Source organism: Nonomuraea sp. NPDC052129, from assembly GCF_040680095.1.
Taxonomy (GTDB): domain Bacteria; phylum Actinomycetota; class Actinomycetes; order Streptosporangiales; family Streptosporangiaceae; genus Nonomuraea.
In genome coordinates this window covers 101605-117935 of record NZ_JBFAVX010000036.1, presented here as the reverse complement: position 1 = coordinate 117935, position 16331 = coordinate 101605, and the positions used below count along the sequence as shown (strand labels likewise).

Annotated in this window: 16 protein-coding genes; 7 read left to right on the top strand and 9 right to left on the bottom strand. The window is 68.7% G+C overall.

What is annotated here, in order from left to right; all coding sequences use genetic code 11:
• Nucleotides 1-4: 4 nt before the first annotated feature.
• Entirely contained in the window at nt 5-1366 is a 1362-nt protein-coding gene (locus AB0L53_RS48225) for an extracellular solute-binding protein (protein WP_364010180.1), read from the bottom strand.
• Between the two features lie 148 nt (nt 1367-1514).
• Here AB0L53_RS48225 and AB0L53_RS48220 point away from each other — a divergent pair, with 148 nt between their 5' ends.
• The gene (locus tag AB0L53_RS48220; RefSeq protein ID WP_364010177.1) at nt 1515-2591 is read left to right on the top strand and encodes a LacI family DNA-binding transcriptional regulator; all 1077 of its coding nucleotides are present in this window, start codon (nt 1515-1517) and stop codon (nt 2589-2591) included.
• The gene (locus AB0L53_RS48215; RefSeq protein WP_364010174.1) at nt 2588-2737 is read left to right on the top strand and encodes a hypothetical protein; all 150 of its coding nucleotides are present in this window, start codon (nt 2588-2590) and stop codon (nt 2735-2737) included. The genes AB0L53_RS48220 and AB0L53_RS48215 overlap by 4 nt, the downstream gene beginning before the upstream one ends.
• Before the next feature lie 407 nt (nt 2738-3144).
• Here AB0L53_RS48215 and AB0L53_RS48210 read toward each other — a convergent pair whose 3' ends face one another.
• The 6 genes from AB0L53_RS48210 to AB0L53_RS48185 form a co-directional block, all read right to left on the bottom strand.
• A complete protein-coding gene (locus AB0L53_RS48210) occupies nt 3145-4176 on the bottom strand; it encodes a nitronate monooxygenase (protein ID WP_364010171.1) in 1032 nt (343 codons plus the stop codon).
• Between the two features lie 122 nt (nt 4177-4298).
• On the bottom strand, nt 4299-5219 hold the full coding sequence (locus tag AB0L53_RS48205; protein ID WP_364010168.1) for a DUF4331 family protein: 921 nt from the start codon (nt 5217-5219) through the stop codon (nt 4299-4301).
• 279 nt (nt 5220-5498) lie between these two features.
• A complete protein-coding gene (locus tag AB0L53_RS48200; protein WP_364010252.1) occupies nt 5499-5744 on the bottom strand; it encodes an ATP-binding cassette domain-containing protein in 246 nt (81 codons plus the stop codon).
• A gap of 144 nt (nt 5745-5888) precedes the next feature.
• Nucleotides 5889-7130 carry a serine hydrolase domain-containing protein gene (locus tag AB0L53_RS48195; RefSeq protein WP_364010165.1) on the bottom strand — a complete coding sequence of 414 codons (1242 nt, stop codon included), beginning with the start codon at nt 7128-7130 and terminating at the stop codon, nt 5889-5891.
• A gap of 96 nt (nt 7131-7226) precedes the next feature.
• Complete coding sequence (locus tag AB0L53_RS48190) at nt 7227-7595, bottom strand: hypothetical protein (RefSeq protein ID WP_364010162.1); 369 nt, start codon at nt 7593-7595, stop codon at nt 7227-7229.
• 8 nt (nt 7596-7603) lie between these two features.
• The gene (locus AB0L53_RS48185; RefSeq protein ID WP_364010159.1) at nt 7604-8326 is read right to left on the bottom strand and encodes an SDR family NAD(P)-dependent oxidoreductase; all 723 of its coding nucleotides are present in this window, start codon (nt 8324-8326) and stop codon (nt 7604-7606) included.
• Between the two features lie 102 nt (nt 8327-8428).
• Here AB0L53_RS48185 and AB0L53_RS48180 point away from each other — a divergent pair, with 102 nt between their 5' ends.
• Nucleotides 8429-9265, top strand: a complete 837-nt coding sequence (locus AB0L53_RS48180) for a helix-turn-helix transcriptional regulator (RefSeq protein WP_364010156.1) — start codon at nt 8429-8431, stop codon at nt 9263-9265.
• A gap of 25 nt (nt 9266-9290) precedes the next feature.
• Here the strand turns inward: AB0L53_RS48180 and AB0L53_RS48175 are convergent, their stop codons facing one another.
• On the bottom strand, nt 9291-10520 hold the full coding sequence (locus AB0L53_RS48175) for a serine hydrolase domain-containing protein (RefSeq protein WP_364010249.1): 1230 nt from the start codon (nt 10518-10520) through the stop codon (nt 9291-9293).
• A 320-nt stretch (nt 10521-10840) separates the two neighbouring features.
• On the opposite strand from AB0L53_RS48175, the gene AB0L53_RS48170 reads away from it, so the two are divergent.
• Entirely contained in the window at nt 10841-11578 is a 738-nt protein-coding gene (locus AB0L53_RS48170; protein WP_364010153.1) for a helix-turn-helix domain-containing protein, read from the top strand.
• A gap of 53 nt (nt 11579-11631) precedes the next feature.
• On the opposite strand, the gene AB0L53_RS48165 is transcribed toward AB0L53_RS48170, so the two are convergent.
• Entirely contained in the window at nt 11632-12864 is a 1233-nt protein-coding gene (locus tag AB0L53_RS48165) for a glycosyltransferase (protein WP_364010151.1), read from the bottom strand.
• A gap of 478 nt (nt 12865-13342) precedes the next feature.
• Between AB0L53_RS48165 and AB0L53_RS48160 the strand changes: the two genes are divergently transcribed.
• The 3 genes from AB0L53_RS48160 (at nt 13343) to AB0L53_RS48150 (ending at nt 16325) form a co-directional block, all read left to right on the top strand.
• The gene (locus AB0L53_RS48160; protein WP_364010148.1) at nt 13343-14314 is read left to right on the top strand and encodes an NAD(P)-dependent oxidoreductase; all 972 of its coding nucleotides are present in this window, start codon (nt 13343-13345) and stop codon (nt 14312-14314) included.
• Between the two features lie 190 nt (nt 14315-14504).
• Nucleotides 14505-15446, top strand: coding sequence for an RNA polymerase sigma-70 factor (locus AB0L53_RS48155; RefSeq protein ID WP_364010145.1), 942 nt, complete (start codon nt 14505-14507; stop codon nt 15444-15446).
• Between the two features lie 48 nt (nt 15447-15494).
• Complete coding sequence (locus tag AB0L53_RS48150) at nt 15495-16325, top strand: alpha/beta fold hydrolase (RefSeq protein ID WP_364010142.1); 831 nt, start codon at nt 15495-15497, stop codon at nt 16323-16325.
• The last annotated feature ends 6 nt before the right edge of the window (nt 16326-16331 follow it).

Below are 16331 nucleotides of genomic sequence, written 5' to 3'. Positions count from 1 at the left end.
TGCCTCAGTTCCCTTCGAGCTGGCCGGCGTAGTCGGCCTGGACGCTCTTCAGCAGGTCCTGCGGCGTCTGCTGTCCCGCGACGAGTTTCTGCAGCTGGGGGGTCCAGCTCTTGGCGTAGATGGCGCCGGTGGCGTTGGCGATGAAGTCCATCGCGCCGTTGTCCTTGGCGATGTCAGCCCCCGCGGCCAGCGTGCCGGCGGTGACCGTGCCAGATTTGACGGCGGGCATGTACGCCTCGGCCGGTCCCATCGGACGCGATCCGCCGACCTCCACACCGATCTCGCGCGCCCGCTTGTCGGTGGCCACCCAGTTGAGGAAGAAGGCGGCGCAGTCGGCGTTCTTGGCGTTCGCGGCGATCCCGAAGGTCAGAGGTGCGGACATGGCGGCCCGCTTGCCGCCCTGCTGGACCGGCGGCATCAGGGAGAAGCCGACGTTGCCCGCCATCTGCTTGTCGAGGTTGCCCGACTCCCAGTCGCCGTTGAACATGAACAGGCCCTTGCCGCCGATGAAGCGGCTCATCATCGTCGCGTAGTCGACCGCGTTGACGTCCTTCTGGAAGTAGCCGGCCTTGATCCACCGCTCCAGATGCTGGGCCGCCTGCAGATTCGACGGGGTGTCGATGGTGGCGCCGGGCTTTTGGAAGATCCAGTCGTTGATCGGCTGCGGCGGTCCGTAGGAGGCCATGAGGTTCTGCAGCGGGAAGGCCAGGCCGCCGGTGGCGCCGCCGTTGAACTGCACGATGGGCGTGATGCCCGCGCTCTTGGCCCTGGCCAGCACCGCGTCGAGCTCGGCCAGCGTGGCGGGCGGCGCGGACATCCCGGCCTGCGCGGCGAGCTTCTTGTTGTAGAAGACGCCGGTCATGCTGAAGTTGAGGCCCAGGGCGTACAGCGAGCCCTCACCGCGCGGCCGTCCGCCCGGGCCCAGGCGCAGCTGCTGGAGCTGCGAGGCCGGCCACTTGTCCCAGCCGAAAGCCGTGGCGTAGCCGTCCAGGTTCTTCAGCAGGTTGTCCTTGACCAGCTCGGAGACCTGGGGCAGGCGCATCAGGTCGGGCGGGTTGTCGGCCAGCACGCGCGGGGCGTTCTGGGTGATGACGGCGAACTGGTCCTCGCGGATGTTCCACGTGACGTTCGGGTGCTGCTTGGTGAACTCGGTGGTCAGCGCCTTGGGGAGGGGGAAGCCGGTCTCGAAGTAGCCGTTCATGGTGATCGGCGCGGTGCCGCAGGTGGGCGCCGCGGACACCGGCGAGGCGCTGGTGGCCTGGGGTCGCGGGCTGTCGCTGCCGGGAGCCGCGCAGGCGGCGGCCAGCGTCCCCATGGCGATCACAAGCGCGGCCCCGGACCTGCCGGGGCGAACTCGGCGTGCCATGTGCATCTCCTCTGCTGCTTGGGACGATCGGCACCGGGCTGATGTCCCGCTTTCCGTTGCTAAATCGGGTTAGCGCCCGATAGTCTCACGGCGCGCGTCGTACGATGTCAACCCCCCGTACCACTCTCTTGACGATCGGAGGTCCTGGGTGAGCCCACGACGGGTCACGCTGGCCGATGTGGCCAAGGCGGCCGGTGTCTCCCGCCCGACCGCCTCGCTGGTGCTGTCCGGCCGCGGCCGTGAGCTGCGCATCTCTCAGGACGTCGAGCAGCGGGTCCTGCGGGCGGCCGAGGAGTTGCAGTACCGGCCCAACATCGTCTCCGTGGGCCTGCGAACGGGCACCAGCCGGACCATCGGCTTCGTCTCCGACACCGTCGCCACCTCAAGGCTGGCCGGCGACATGATCAAGGGCGCGCTGGAGGCGGCGCGTGAGCGCGGCTTCATGCTGTTCATCGGTGAGACCGAAGGCGACGCCGAGCTCGAACGCCTCCTGCTGCAGGCCATGCATGACCGCCAGGTCGACGGGCTCATCCTGGCCTCGATGTTCACCAGGACCATCAAGGTGCCCAAGGGCATCACGGGGGCGCCCGCCGTGCTGCTCAACGCGCTGCCCAAGCAGCCCACTCCCCTGCCCGCCGTCATCCCCGACGAGGCCGAGGCCGGCCGCCGCGCGGCCCATGTCCTGCTCGACGCGGGCCACCGCGACGACATCTACCTGATCGGCGCGGGCCCGCGCCTGCGCGACGTGCCCGCGCAGAGCGTCGCGGCGGTGGAGCGGCTCGTCGGCATCCGCGAAGCGCTCGGCGCGGCGGGAGTCAAAGTGGCGGGCGCCCGCACCTGTCCTGACTGGCAGCCGGAGTACGGCCTCGCCGCGACGCGCGACCTCCTGCAAACCGCCCGGCCGCGTGCGCTGATCTGCTTCAACGACCGCATCGCCATGGGCGCTTACCAGGCACTCGACGACTTCGGGCTCAAGGTTCCGGCGGACGTCTCCATCGTCTCCTTCGACGACCACCCCCTCGCCTCGTGGATGCGGCCCCAACTGACCACGGTGGCGCTGCCCCACTACGAACTGGGGCGCAAGGCCGTCGACGTGCTGTTCGCCGAAATCGACCGGTTCGCCGAGACCGATCGCGAGCATGCGGACACCGACCGGGCCGGCGAGGTGCACCGGGTCCCGATGCCGGTCCGCAGCCGCGAATCCGTCTCGCCGTCACCAGCTTGACCGTTGATCACGTGCTGGCCGGCGTCTCCAGGGATGGAGCCGGGTCGAAGCGGTCCCAGACGCCGCTGACCGCGCGGTTCCTCCGGCCGTTGCGCAACAGCGTCACACTGACCAGCGCCGACAGTGCCGCCACGACGATCGGGTAAGCGATACCGGCGAACTGGTCGCCGGTGGAGGAGGTGAGGGACAGCGCGATGAGCGGGGTAATTCCGCCGAACAGGCCCGCTCCGAGGTGGTAGGAGATGGACAGCCCGGTGTAGCGGATCTGCGGAGGGAACGCGATGGACAGCAGGAAGCCGAGTGTCGCCGTGGCCTGCAGGAAGCTGGTGTAGAAACCCTTTCTCCCGGCGGGCGAGTGCTCAGCGACGTAGGTCGCGGCGCCGCCGTACTCGCCGTTCGGTGCGGCGGTTGTTCGGCAACAAGCTGATGTCCCCTTCGGCTGGGCCTCCTGGCCGGCTGACCAGCGATAGAGGGGACGTTAAGCGCGCCGTTATCTTCGGGTCCAACGATTGTTGGCGATGGCAGCCATCTCCCGGAGAGAACTAACAGCGTGCTAGAGGTTCGCCGTGAGGCGGGTCAGGATGCGCGCCGCGGGCTCTGCCGACGCGTGCCGGTAACCGGTGCCCGCCCACAGGTGGAGGCGTTCGGCGTCACCGGCGGCGGCCGCGGCTCTGCGCAGCGGGCTGGTCAGGTGGTGCAGCGCGGGGTAGCCGGCCGGGGCGAGGTGGTCGTAGCGGTCGGTGAACGCGTTGCGCAGCGCGCGTGCGGGGCGGCCGGTGAACGCGCGGGTGACGAGCGTCCGGTCGCGGGCCGGGTCGGCGAGGGCGTCCTGGTGCGTTTTGGAAGCGCCGCTTTCGTCGGCGCGGATCAGGACGGTGCCTACCATGGCGGCCACGGCGCCGGCCCGCAGGACCTCGGCGACGGCATCGCCGGTGGCCAGACCTCCCGCGGCGATGAGCGGGAGATCGGTCACCTGGGCCACTTCGCGCAGCAGCTGGGTGATCGGTGTCGCCGCGGGAAGGCGGTCGGGGGTGAGGGTGCCCGAGTGGCCACCGGCCGCGCCCGCCTGCACGGCCAGGAGGTCGGCGCCGACGTCGGCGGCGCGGAGCGCTTCCTCGGCCGAGGTGACCGTCTGCGCGATCAGCGTGCCGACGGCGCGCAGCGCCTTGATGACCGCCGGATCCGGGATGCCGAAGGTGAAGCTCGCCAGCGGGACCGGGTCGGCCAGGAGGAGGTCGATCTTGTCGCGCCAATGGTCGTCGTCTTCGGTGAGAGCGATTTCGGCGAGGTCGAGTCCGTAGCGGCCGGCTTCGGGCTGGAGGGCGAGGGCGTAGCGGCGGTAAGCGGCGGGGTCGACCGGGATCGGGTTGGGGGCGAACAGGTTGACGCCGAACGGGACGGAAGCGGCCCGTACCTCGGCGATCTGCTCCGCGAGCGCTTCGGGGCGCTTGTAGCCGCCGGCCAGCAGCCCGAGGCCACCGGCTTCGGCGGCAGCCGTGACCAGCCGGGGTGTGGTGGCGCCGCCTGCCATGGGTGCGGCCAGCACGGGAACGGACAGGCCGATGGCGGTCAGTGCGCTGTTCATGGTGGCCTGCTCTCCTGCCAGTGCCGGATCCGGCCCTTCGCCGTCCTCGGCTCCGAGGTTAGGAGATGGGATCAGTGACTGGGAAATTCAGCGGAATCTGGCGTGGAACCTCGGGCGTTTATTTACGGCCGAGAAGCTGACTGCGGAGCGCCCAGGTAGGGGAAGACCGTCAGCGTGTCGCCGTGCGGCTTGATCCCCTGGGAGGGCGCGCTCCCCTTGGTCAGGATGGCCAGCTGCTCGTCGACGATGTCGTCAGCGAACTGGCGGCCGTTCGGGTAGCCGGCCGGCTCGGTGCAGTCGTAGCTGAGCAGGTCGGGCAGCAACTGCCCGGCCACCTCGGTGGCCTCGTGCTCGGTGTAGCCGCCGCCCGCGCCCAGCAGGGCCGCGACGATCTTGCCGGTGTGGTCGCGCCGGTCGTCGGCGGGTGCGCCGGCGTTGTAGGTGTTCTTGTCATCGTCCTTGGTGAAGATGATGTTCATCAGCGGCCGGCCCATCCGCTCGACCTGCGTGCCCTCCAGCAGCACCGTCGTCCAGTAGCCGACCGGTTGCTCGAGGAACAGGCTGTTGGGCACCTCCAGCACGATGGCGAAGACGTTCTTGTCGGCGAAGAAGTCGGCCCCGGTGAAGGCCATACCTGCCTTGAAGCCCTCCAGGTCGAAGAAGAACGGATCGCTGCGGATCCCGGCGAAGAACCGGTACTCCCCCTCGGTCGAAGCCTGCGCCCGCGGCCCGAAACACACCGGGGCACCGGCGAAGAGCACCTCGCCGTCCAGCTTCACCCTCGCCGTCTGTTCCGCCTCGCCGGAGAAGGTGACCGCGAAGGTCAGGTCGGCCACGGCGTCGCCGTTGGTGTCCAGGTGCAGGTTGTACACGGCCCGCGGGTGAAACCGCTCCCCCATGGTCGGCGCCAGCGGGTTGACGCACATGACCAGGACTGAGCGGTCCTGGTCGCCGGGCTGCCGGAAGGCGAATATATCGGTGATGTCGATCCGGGCATCGCCATGCGGCGGCTTCATCCCCGGAGCATCGAGATGATCGGACATCAGGGGCCTCCTTCGACGCTGGCGGTCAGCCGGCGCCGCGTTCGAAGCCAAGGCCGGCGTCCTGGGCGATGATCTCGTCGGTCTCGTGCTGGGTGACGATCTGGAAGCGATCTCGTACCGGGATCGCCAAGACCTTCACCAGCGCGTGAAGGGTTGGCGTCGACGACGGCTTTGACCTGGTCGGGGCGGCATCCGCGGACCATGTCGATGCGTACCAGGGGCATGTCGGTGCTCCAATCGCGAGGTGAGGCCGCCCCTCACGACCCCGGACATTCCCCCTCAACTGGGAAACCAAGGGCGGCCACCCTCTTGTTGCACCTCACGGAAGAAGAGCTTTACGGGTGCTTGACCGCGCACCCCGTGACGGTTGTTGGCCCGCGGGCTGTCAGCGGACGACCGAGCGTTCTCTCGAAGCCGCGTGGACCTCCTCGACATGAGGACGCCCTCGGTCGCCGGGTGCACCCCAGAAAGGATCTTGATGAGGGTGGACTTGCCGGCGCCGTTGTGTCCGAGCAGGCAGAGCACCTGGCCAGAGCGGATGCGGAGCGACACCTCCGCCACGGCGGTCACCCCGGTGACAACCAACGATTGTTTGCGATGCGAGCCATCTCCAGCGGAGAACTGTTCCCTCCCCCGTCCCGGCCACGGACGCTCGACCAGGTAGGCGGGTCAGTCGCCGATCGCCTGGTAGAGGGTGGTCCAGAAGTCGTGGATGGCCCGCGCCGAATCCGGGGTGGACATCCCGACCTGGGTGAGCAGGATGCCGACGAGCTGGTTGTCCGGGTCGGCGTAGGTCGTGGTGCCGGCTCCGCCGTCCCAGCCGAACTGGCCGATGGGCGCGTAGTCGCCGCGGTAGGTGCGCACCGCCATCCCGAAACCCCAGCCGCCGTGCTGCGACAGGCCGTATCCCAGATGGACGGCGTTGCGGGCCCAGGCCACTCGGGCGGCCAGTTGCTCGGGCGGGAGCTGGTTGGTGGTCATCAGCTCGACGGCGGGCCGTGACAGGATCCGCCGGCCGTTGTGCATCCCGCCGTTGAGCAACATGCGGAAGTAGGCGTGGTAGTCGTCGGCGGTTGAGTCGAGTCCGCCGCCGCTCGACGGGAACGCCGGAGGCTTGCTGTGGTGTCCCCCTTCGGCCTCGTCCTCCACGTTGAACTCGCCGGTCTGCCAATCGGGGGCGTACAGGGGCGGCAGCCGGTGAAGCTTGTCGGCGGGCACGTGGAAGGCGGTGTCCTTCATGTCCAGCGGATCGAAGATGCGCTCGCGCAGGAACTCCTCGAACGACTGGCCGCTGACCCTGGCCACCAGCACGCCGAGCACGTCATCGCTGAGGTTGTACTGCCACCGCTCTCCGGGCTGGTAGGCCAGCGGGAGCGTGCCGAGGCGGCGCATCCACTCATCCGGGCCGGGCGCCGGCAACAGCCATCCGTCCTCCTGGCCGTAGACCCCCTGCTCGAAGAGCGCGGCCAGGATCGGGGACCCCTTCGCCGTCATGTCCACGCCCAGCCCGAGCGTAGAGGTCAGCAGGTCCCGCACGAGGATCGGCCGCCGCGCGGGCACGGTGTCGTCCAGCGGGCCGTCGGGCCGCTTCAGCACCTGCCGGTCGGCGAGCTCGGGCAGCCACTCGTCCACCGGGTCGTCCATTCGCAGCCTGCATTCGTCCAGCAGGACCATCGTCGCCGATACGGCGACCGGCTTGGACGTCGAGGCCATCCGGAAGATGGTGTCGCGGCGCATCGGCGCGCCACCTTCGTGGCGCATCGTCCCAATCGCCTCGACGTGCGTCTCCTCGCCTCGGCTGACCAGGGCGACAAGGCCGGGAATCTTCCCGGACTCGACATGCCGTTCCAGCACCTCGCGCAGTCTGCGCAACCCTGCTTCGGAGAAGCCGCTGTTGCCTTGTCCCATCATGAATCTCCCCGCCTAGCTACTCGGCGTTGCTGACTACCGGTATAAAGTAACACTTATTACCGGTACATAGCAACACCGAATAGCTGGCGGTGCGAGTCAGACCCAACGGCGAATGGCGTCGATCGTCGTTTCCGGTGAGGTGTTGAAGCAGAACCGAATCCCGGGAGCCGTCGCCGCCAGAACGTTGATCAGCCGTTCGAACAGGAGCGTGTGCTCAGGGACCATGCGCACACCACCGCCGATCATGACCACACCGAAGGGCCCCTCCGGCAACCGTTCACGGACGGCCTGTTCTGCCTCGTCCGGGTCGGTACCGACCAGGCACGACACCACGTCGAAGCCCGCCGCCCGCAGCGCCGCGTCGCCCTGCTCGATCCGCGCGGTGAGCGTCGCCTCGTCAAGGCCGGGAAATCCGGTGTAGTCGATCGTGCTCGGATGCAGCCCGATCGTCAGGATCTTGGTCATCTTCACTCCTACCATGGGACCGGGCCGTCACTGCCGAAGAAGCCGCCCGTCGGCCCGCCGGAGTCCAGTGTGGCCAGCCTGATGATCGCCGCGGTTCCCTCCGCGATGGTGTGGATACCCGTGTGATGGTTCATGTCGGTGGCGGGGTTGCCCGGATCCGCTGCGTTGACCTTGAACCCCGGTAGCGCCCGGGCGTACTGGGAGACGATCATGTTGAGCGCCGCCTTCGACGAGGCGTAGTCCAGGCTCAGAAAGCCGTACTCGGGGCGGGCGGGGTCACCGGCGTGCGCCAGCGAGGCCAGAGCGCTGGACACCATGACGATGCGGGGCAGCTCCGACCTGCGGAGCAGCGGCAGGAACGCGTGCGTGACCCGCACCTGGCCGAACACGTTCACCTCATACAGCGCACGTAGCGCGTCGGCGTCCATGTCGGCCGGATCCAGCAACGGGCCACCGACTCCGGCGTTGTTGACGAGCACGTCCAGGCGATCCACGCGCTCGGCGACGGCCTTCACGGCCGCCGCCACGGACTCCTGCGAGCTCACGTCAAGCTCGACGAACTCCACCTCGAGCCCCTCACCCGCCAGCGCGTCCGCGACTTGGCCGCCGCGTCCCCGATCCCGCGCGGCCAGGAAGACCTGCCACCCCTTGCCGGCCAGGCGACGTACGGTCTCGCGGCCCAGCCCCTTGTTCGCTCCGGTGACCAGCGCCACCGTCTTGATCTCTGTCATGGAGCCGATCCTCGACGCGCACGCCTGGGACCCACCAGGACCGCTACGGCATAGGACTTGCGGTACCACCCGGCCGAGGCGATCTACCAGGATGATGGAGGAGTGAACCGCCCCGAACTCGCCGAAGTACTCCGCACGGCCCGAGCTCGTGTACGACCGCAGGATGTCGGGCTGTCGGCGGGAACGCGCCGCCAGGTGCCGGGCCTGCGCCGGGAGGAACTGGCCATGCTCGCGGGCCTGAGCGTCGATTACGTGGTCCGCCTCGAGCAGGGGCGCGGCCCGCGACCCTCGAGTCAGGTCATCTCCGCACTGGCCCAGGCCCTGCGGCTCAACGACGATGATCGCGACCTGGTGTTCCGGCTCGCCGGCCACGAACCGCCCCAGGCCGGGCGCATCGCGATGGTCGTACGGCCGAGCGTGCTTCGGCTGTTGGACCGCATGGCGGACCTGCCCGTGCTGGTGCTGTCGGCCAAGGGCGACGTACTGGCCTGGAACCCCCTCGCGGCAGCGCTTCAAGGCGACATGTCCGCGTGGCCGCGGCGGCAACGCAACCTCATCTGGCAGCGTTTTCTCGGCAGCAGCCGCTGCCAGGTCGCATTAGGCCCGGACGAGGACGACGCGGCCGCCCGCGCCTCGGTCGGTACACTGCGCGCCGCTCAGGCCCGTTACCCCAGCGATCCCGACCTGGTCCGGCTGATCGCCGAACTACGTCGGGGCAGCCCACGATTCGGCGAGCTCTGGCGGGAGGGCCGCTCCTCCCCATGGCGTACCGCGACCAAGAGCATCAGGCATCCCAGCCTGGGCACGATCTCGCTCGACTGCGACACCATGCTGCTCCCGGACGGCCACCAGACCGTGCTCGTGTACTCGGCCGAGCCGGGATCTCCCGAAGCCACAGCGCTCGACATGCTGCGAGTGATCGGGCTGCAGCAGGTGTGACGCCCTGCGGATCAAGTCGAGCACGTCAGTCGTCGATCGCCTGGTAGAGGGTGGTCCAGAAGTCGTGGATCAGCCGCGCCGAATTAGGGACGGACATCCCGACCTGGGTGAGCAGGATGCCGGTGAGCTGGTTGTCCGGGTCGGCGTAGGTCGAGGTGCCGCTTCCGCCGTCCCAGCCGAACTGGCCGATGGGCGCGTAGTCGCCGCGGTAGGTGCGCACCGCCATCCCGAAACCCCACCCACCGTGCTGGCCTTGGCCGAAGGACACATGGACGTTGTTGGTGGCCATGGCGTGCCGGGCGGCCTGCTGCTCGGGCGTGAGGCGGTTGGTGGTCATCAGCTCAACGGCGGGCCGCGACAGGATCCGTTCGCCTCCGTGCGTGCCGCCGTTGAGCAGCATCTGGAAGTAGGCGTGGTAGTCGTCGGCGGTGGAGACCAGCCCACCGCCGCTGCCCTGGAACGCCGGCGGCTTGCTCCAGCGTCCCCCCTCGGCCTCGTCCCACACGTGGAACTCCCCGCTCTGCGGGTCGGGAGCGTACAGGGTCGGCAGCCGGTCGATCTGGTCGGCGGGCACGTGGAAGCCGGTGTCCTTCATGCCCAGCGGCTCGAAGATGCGCTCGCGCAGGAACTCCTCGAACGACTGGCCGGTGACCCTCGCGACCAGCACGCTGAGTACATCATGGCTGATCTGATACTGCCAGCGCTCTCCGGGCTGGTGCATCAGCGGAAGCGTGCCCAGGCGGCGCATCCACTCATCCGGCCCGGGCATCGGCTCCGGCAGATCGGGCGTGAGCCCCCGCTCGAAGATCGCGCCCATGATCGGCGTGCCCAGCGCCGTCATGTCCATGCCGAGCCCGAACGTGGAGGTCAGCAGGTCCCGTACGGTGATCGGCCGCCGCGCGGGCACGGTGTCGTCCAGCGGGCTGTCGATCCGCTTGAGCACCTGCCGATCGGCGAGCTCGGGCAGCCACGGCTCCACCAGGTCATCCAGCCGCAGTCGGCACTCGTCCAGCAGCACCATCGCCGCCGCCATCGCGACCGGCTTGGACGTCGAGGCCATCCGGAAGATCGTGTCCCGGCGCATCGGCGCGCCACCGTCATGGCGCATCGTCCCGATCGCCTCGACGTGCGTCTCCTCGCCCCGGCCGACCAGGGCGACAAGACCGGGAATCTTCCCGGACTCGACATGCCGTCCCAGCACGTCACGCAGTCGGCGCAGCCCCGCTTCGGAGAAGCCGCCGTTGCTGTTTCCCATCATGAATCTCCTCGCGCACAGTGTTCGTTCTCTGCGAGCCCTGTCTGGGGCTCGGTCGTGGGGTCACCCTCTGCGGCGCCACCGGTGCCGTTCGGAAATCCCTGAACGCCTGCGACACTACATTGCGTTCATAAATCAGTCAACAAGCAATGAGAGCCTGTTTCGCCTGCTCTATCTAGCAGATATGGCCTTCTTTGCAATGACTGTGAGACTGAATGCAAAGGATGATCAGACTTGCATTGCAATGGAATGCGAGCGAATACATACTGTTGCGGTGGGTGTGCGGCCCGCGCATGTCGAGAGACAGGAGACGAGCACCGATGCCCGGAGGCAGACTCACCAATGAAGACCGTCAGCACATCGCTGCGGCACTGGCCGAGGGGCTCGGATACGCGGAGATCGGCCGGCGTCTAGGGCGGCCCGCCTCGACCATCATGCGGGAGGTCACCCGCAACGGCGGACCCGACGACTACGGGGCGGACCAGGCGCACCAGGCCACACGGCATCGTGCGCGCCGGCACAAGCAGGCTCAGCCTCCGGCACCGCCGATCCCCGACAGCGGCCACGGGCGTGACCCCCAAGCGGTGCGGGACTTCACGGAGTCCTTCACCGCTCTCCTCGTTCAGCAGGGCCTGCCCCGGATGGAAGCCAGGGTGCTGGCCTGCCTGTACATCACCGACTCCGGCGCTCTCACCGCCGCCGACCTGGTTCAGCGGCTACGCGTCAGCCCCGCGTCGATCTCCCACGCCATCGCCTTCCTCGAACAGCAGGGAATGCTCAGCCGCGAACGGGCCCCCGGCGCGCGCCGCGAACGCTATGTCATCGACGATCAGATCTGGCTCGGGACGCTCCGCGCGGCTCTGCAGATGAACGAGACCCTGGCCGTCGCATCGCAGCGCGGAGCCGAGATTCTCGGGGCCACCACCCCAGCGGGCGCCCGCTTCGAGTCATCCGCCGAACTTCTTTTCCTCCTGAGCGGAGCCTTCCGGCAGGTCATGGAGGAGTGGCTGCGGAACCAGACCGCCCGGAGCGTCCACCCGCCGACCGCCTCTCCTTGACGCGCGCCACCGCGGACCTGCGCGAAGCGCCTGTCCATGCGGGCCTTCGGGGATCAGCCCGCGGACCCCATCCGGCCGATCATGTCGAGCACAAGGTTGGCGGCCACCTCCGCCCCGTCGGTGCGGACCGTCTCGGCCACGACGGCCGCGCGGGCACCGGTCTCGGGAGCCAGAGCGGTCTTGAGCGCGGCCGACAGCGACTCGGCGGTCGGCGTCGGACCGTCGTGTCCCGTACCGATGCCCAGCTCGGTTACCCGGCCCGCCCAGTACGGCTGGTCGGCGACCTGAGGCACGATCACCTGCGGCGCCCCGGCACGGGCCGCCGTCGCCGTGGTGCCCGCGCCGCCGTGGTGCACGACCGCGGCCACCCGGCCGAACAGCTCCTGATGATTGGCCTCGCCGACCACGAAGCAGTCGTCCCGGTCGTCGACCAGAGCCAGATCGGCCCAGCCACTCCCGAGCAGGACCCGGCGGCCCTGCGCCCGTACCGCCTCGATGACGGCCCGGGAGATTTCCCGCGCGCTCGCGCCCCGCATGGGCATGCTGCCGAAGCCCACGTAAACCGGCTCCGCGCCGGCGGCCAGGAACGCCTCCAGATCGGCCGGCAGCGGGCGCTCGTCCGGGCGGATCCACGCACCGGTCTGGACCACGTCAAGGTCCGGTGTCTCCTGCCACGGGCCCAGGACCGGGTCGGCCGCCAGGAACGGGCGGTCGGTGAAGGCATAGTCGCGGACGCCGTCCACCGGCGGCAGGCCGATCGAGACCCGGTGGGCGTTGATCATCTCGCCGAAGAGCGCGTTCTTGTGCTCGGCATCGAGATCCCACAGCGCCCGGTTGTCGGTCACCCCCGCGGGGACCTCCTGCCCCGGCCAGGGGCGAGGCGGACGGTGCGGCGACGGCAGGTAGCTCGGAGAGAACGACGTGAACACATAGGGCACGCCCAGTTTCTCGGCCGCCGCCCGCGCACCGGCCACGGCCGGGAACGAGCCGGTGGCCACCACCGCGGCGCAGCCCTCGGCCGGCCCGGTGACGGCCTCGTAGGCCATGGCGGTCAGCTCGGCGGCGATGTCGGACAGGCTCGTCTTGCCGGGGACCGCCCCCGTCGCCAGCGCGCGGATCGGCCAGCCGAGGGGAGTCAGCGGCACGTCGATGCCGTCCAGCAGTTGTGCGAAGTCCGGCGGCGCGCACACCCGCACCTCGGCGCCCAGAGCCTTCAGCCGCACCGCCAGGCCCGTCATCGGCCCGACGTCCCCGCGCGACCCGTAGGTCACCAGCACAACGCGCATTCCACGACCCCCACTTTTCGTACGTTTCCAGCGTCGAGGGGTGATTGTGCGGCATGACCCGGGCCTTGTGGCAAGGCCCCCCATCCGCTATAGGTTAGAAGTGGAAGGAGTGGTTATCCCTCCTTGCCACCGCCCGTCGGGCCGCCCTTCACTCCCAGTCGATCTCGCGCAGCGCGGCCACGCCCTCGTCCGGGTCGGCGATCACCGCGTCCTCGCCGTTCTCGGAACATCACGTCGTCGTGCGGTACGTATGGTCGACCCAACGCCACCCTTCGCCGCTCTCGGCCTGCCATCCGCGGCTCTCCAGCCGACCTTGAATGTCGTCTATCGTCACTGGCCGTTCCCTCATGGTCATTGTCAGGAGCTGCTCCGCCGAGAGGTTTTGGTAGCTTCACGTGAGACAGACAGCATCCGGACTTCCGCCTTGCTTCAGGGACGAAGCACAGGAAGTCGTATTACATCTGATTAGAGGAGCAGTATGAGGGTTGTCGTCATCGGGGGAAGCGGTCATATCGGCACATTCCTCATCCCCCGGCTCGTACGCGCGGGTCATGAGGTGCTCAACATCAGCCGGGGAAGCCGGGTCGCCTATGCCGAATCCCCTGAATGGCAGCACATACAGCAAGTGACAGCGGATCGCCAGCAAGAGGACACCGAGGGCGTTTTCGGCGACAGAGTGGCGGGATTGCGGCCGGATGTCGTCGTCGACTTGGTGTGCTTCACCCTTGAATCCGCCGTGGCCCTCGTGGAACGACTCCGCGGGCAGGCGGGCCACCTGCTGCACTGCGGGACCGTGTGGCGATACGGCCCGAGCCACAAATCGCCCATCGCGGAAGGGACAGGGACGGAACCACTCGGTGAGTACGGCATCCAGAAGGATCGAATCGCGCGGATGCTGAAGGACGAGACCGCCGGCGGCGGCGTGGTGACGACGTCACTGCACCCCGGGCACATCGTCGGCCCGGGCTGGGACCCGATCGGACCGACCGGCAACTTGGACCCTGCCGTCTGGCGCACGCTGTCGGCCGGACAGCCACTGAAGATCCCCGGACTCGGCGTCGAGCTCATGCATCACGTTCACGCCGACGATGTCGCTCAGGCCTTCGAGAAGGCGATCGCACATCCTGACACGGCAGGCGGGGAGGACTTCAATGTCGTCGCCCCAACGGCCCTGAACGTCCGAGGATTCGCCCACGAAGCAGCGAGCTGGTTCGGGCAGACAGCTTCGCTGGAGAGCGTGTCTTGGGAGGAGTTCCGCGCCACCACGACCGACGAGCACGCGCAGGTGAGCTGGGAACACCTCTACCGCAGCCACTGCCTCACCATCGACAAGGCCAAGACACTTCTCGGCTATTCACCCAGGTACGAGCCCGAGGCCGCAGTACTCGAGTCCGTCCGCTGGCTCATCGAACACGGCCGGCTCGAGGTAGACCGTCCCCTCGTCGTATGACTTCCCGCGGTCGCCAGCTGCTTCGACGAGCTTGAGCAGCGCCGCGGCCGGGTCGGCCGGCAGGCTGCCTTCCGGCGACCGCGCCGAGCGGCATGTGACGTACACCACCGATCACGGATGTCACACAGCGGTGAGAACCGGCGTCTTGTGCGTACAGCGCACTTGAGAAGCGAACAGGCAGGAGCCGGCCATGAACGAGCGCAGCGAGCCAACGACAGGCACAGCCGAGCCGCTCGCCGGTCCCGCCCAGATGGACCCCGCCACCGAGGCGTTCGTCACCCACCGCAACCTGCTGTTCACCGTCGCCTACGAGATGCTCGGATCGGCCGCCGACGCCGAAGACGTCCTCCAGGAAACCTGGCTCCGGTGGATGAAGGTCGACCTGACGCAGGTGCACGACCAGCGCGCCTACCTGGTCCGGATCACCACCCGGCGCTCGCTCGACCGGCTGCGCACCATGAAGCGCCGCAAGGAGGCGTACGTCGGCCCCTGGCTGCCCGAACCCCTGCTCACCACACCCGACGTGGCCGAGAACCTCGAACTGGCCGAGAGCGTGTCCATGGCACTCATGCTCGTCCTCGAGACGCTCTCGCCGACCGAACGCGCCGTATTCGTCCTGCGCGAGGTCTTCGACGTCAGCTACGACGAGATCGCGACCATCGTCAGCAAGACCCCCGCCGCCGTCCGCCAGATCGCGCACCGCGCCCGCCAGCACGTCCAAGCCCGACGCCCTCGCGAAGCGATCTCCCCCAGCCAGGCCCGGGCGGCTCTGGAGTCGTTGCAGCACGCGCTCGAAACCAGTGATCTACAGGGCCTGCTCGACGTGCTCGCCCCCGACGTCGTCCTCATCAGTGACGGCGGCGGCGTCAAGCAGGCCGCGCCACGGCCGATCACCGGCGCCGACAAGGCGGCCCGCTTCATCGTCGGCGGCCTCGGCAAGGCCCAGGTCACTCTCACCGGCGACCCCACCGTGGTCAACGGCAACCCGGCACTCGTCCTTCGCGTGAACGGCGAGATCGACGGCGTCATAGCGGTCCAGGTCGAGGACGCCCGCATCACCAGCCTCTACTACGTCCGCAACCCGCAGAAGCTGACCCGCATCGCATCAGAGACCCCGCTAACCCTGCGATGACCCGCGACGGTTGACCCTGCCGCAGGGTCAATGTCCCAGCATGGTGGCATGACCAGCGCGTACGGCAATGGAGAGCAGGCGACGAGAGGCGACAGGACGATGCGGCACTTCACGGTCCACCACGACGGCGTCACGCTCCCAGTGACTCGGGGTGGCCGGGGAAGACCGCTGGTCCTGTGCCCCGGACTGAACTCGACCCAGGCCCACCTGCACGAACTGGCCGAGCTGCTCCGGCGCGACCACGACGTGGTGACCTTCGACCTCCAGGGCCATGGCCTCGCCTCGGCCGCCGACCACTACTCCTTCGAGGCGTTCCTCAGCGATCTGACCGCCGTGCTGGCGGAGCTGGATGCGGCGCCCACGCTTGTGGGCTACTCGCTGGGCGCGGACCTGGCCGTACACTATGCCGCCGAGCATCCCGGCGCCGTCGCCGACCTCGTTCTCATCGACGGGGCGAACCCGGTGCCCGAGCCGTTCATCACCGAGGCCCTCCTGCCGGAGTTCCGCGCCATGTGGGCGGACCTGGCGACGCGGCAGCAGACCGAGCGGGGCACCGCGCGTCAGGTGCTGCTGACCGCCCAGGAGATTCTCGACCTGAACATCGAGATCGATGCGGTCCGATCCAGGATCCTCGACCGGTACGAGAAGATCGACCGGCCCATCCGCCTGATCATGTCGACCTCCATGGCCGGCGACAGCGGCGAAGGGCACGCGCCGCGGTTCAACCGGAACTGGCGTGCCGGTGTCGAGCGGCTGATCCGCGAGCAGCCGCACCTCGTCCCGTCCTGGCTCGACGCCGACCACCAACTGGTCTTCACCCACGCCCCGGAAATCGCCCAGATCATCCGAAGTACCCAAGCCGGCCAGGCGACTTCCTAAGCAACC

What these genes read in the sequence shown, in the direction of transcription:
- AB0L53_RS48195 (WP_364010165.1), bottom strand. Translation starts at nt 7,130, where the DNA reads ATGATGGGACAAGGCAACAGCGGCTTCTCCGAAGCAGGGTTGCGCAGA.
- AB0L53_RS48205 (WP_364010168.1), bottom strand. Translation starts at nt 5,219, where the DNA reads ATGTCCGATCATCTCGATGCTCCGGGGATGAAGCCGCCGCATGGCGAT.
- AB0L53_RS48155 (WP_364010145.1), top strand. Translation starts at nt 14,505, where the DNA reads ATGAACGAGCGCAGCGAGCCAACGACAGGCACAGCCGAGCCGCTCGCC.
- AB0L53_RS48190 (WP_364010162.1), bottom strand. Translation starts at nt 7,595, where the DNA reads ATGACCAAGATCCTGACGATCGGGCTGCATCCGAGCACGATCGACTAC.
- AB0L53_RS48160 (WP_364010148.1), top strand. Translation starts at nt 13,343, where the DNA reads ATGAGGGTTGTCGTCATCGGGGGAAGCGGTCATATCGGCACATTCCTC.
- AB0L53_RS48175 (WP_364010249.1), bottom strand. Translation starts at nt 10,520, where the DNA reads ATGGGAAACAGCAACGGCGGCTTCTCCGAAGCGGGGCTGCGCCGACTG.
- AB0L53_RS48185 (WP_364010159.1), bottom strand. Translation starts at nt 8,326, where the DNA reads ATGACAGAGATCAAGACGGTGGCGCTGGTCACCGGAGCGAACAAGGGG.
- AB0L53_RS48170 (WP_364010153.1), top strand. Translation starts at nt 10,841, where the DNA reads ATGCCCGGAGGCAGACTCACCAATGAAGACCGTCAGCACATCGCTGCG.
- AB0L53_RS48210 (WP_364010171.1), bottom strand. Translation starts at nt 4,176, where the DNA reads ATGAACAGCGCACTGACCGCCATCGGCCTGTCCGTTCCCGTGCTGGCC.
- AB0L53_RS48150 (WP_364010142.1), top strand. Translation starts at nt 15,495, where the DNA reads ATGACCAGCGCGTACGGCAATGGAGAGCAGGCGACGAGAGGCGACAGG.
- AB0L53_RS48225 (WP_364010180.1), bottom strand. Translation starts at nt 1,366, where the DNA reads ATGGCACGCCGAGTTCGCCCCGGCAGGTCCGGGGCCGCGCTTGTGATC.
- AB0L53_RS48165 (WP_364010151.1), bottom strand. Translation starts at nt 12,864, where the DNA reads ATGCGCGTTGTGCTGGTGACCTACGGGTCGCGCGGGGACGTCGGGCCG.